Consider the following 783-nt stretch of genomic DNA (forward strand, 5'->3'; position numbering starts at 1 on the left):
CGAAACTGGCTTTTCATTGGGTTCACGTGTTCGCCATCCTAAATTTGGTGAAGGGACAATCATCAACTTCGAAGGCAGTGGCCCACAGAGCCGAGTTCAAGTTGCCTTCAATGGGGAAGGAATCAAGTGGCTAGTGACCGCTTACGCGAGGTTGGAAAAGCTGTGATGGCTTATCGATAGATCCTCTATCTGCAGACGCGCTGAAGGCGCCGTTTTTTAGTTGGTGAGGGTGAAGACAAATAGCAAAAAAGAAAACCCCGAGGGCTTTCGCCCATCGGGGTTAATGGTCTTACTTGCAGCAATCCAGCTACTAAAGTGCTCCCTGCATCAAATCCTTGATAGTATGCTGAATCCGTCAGCTTAATCCTTGCATCGCCTTCCTAGCGGTGTCCTTGACTTTCCTAGTCTACCAACAGTCCTCGTTGGCTCACATCACTTGTTCCCTGAGCGGTTGTCCCTTACATCTTCCTGATGTTCAGTCCTTGCCTCATCCAGAGGTGTCCATTGCCTTCCTTAGTAGCAACCATCCTAGTTACTATTGCGTCCGTTCAATGTCCAATTTGCTTTCCATGCCGACTATTCATCCTGAATAACCGTATCTTCTTCCTGAAGATGACCTAATCCGTAGTCATTTCCTGTTCCGTGTCAGCATCCTTCCGACGTGTTCATAGTAACTTTTTCCCCAGCACCAACAACGGATCCAGCGCACATTTCTGCATGCGTAACCTGGATAAAAAGCAATCTATCTCAATTAAATCATATAGTTATAACTGTTTCTCTCCA

Annotated in this window: 1 protein-coding gene; it reads left to right on the plus strand. The window is 46.7% G+C overall.

Annotated features, from left to right (window positions below; genetic code table 11):
- The coding region (locus tag CIK04_RS35635; RefSeq protein WP_176463406.1) for a hypothetical protein at positions 1–166 on the plus strand (166 nt) is incomplete at its 5' end.
- Positions 167–783: the final 617 nt, after the last annotated feature.

The sequence above is a fragment of the Vibrio sp. 03_296 genome (assembly GCF_002265885.1).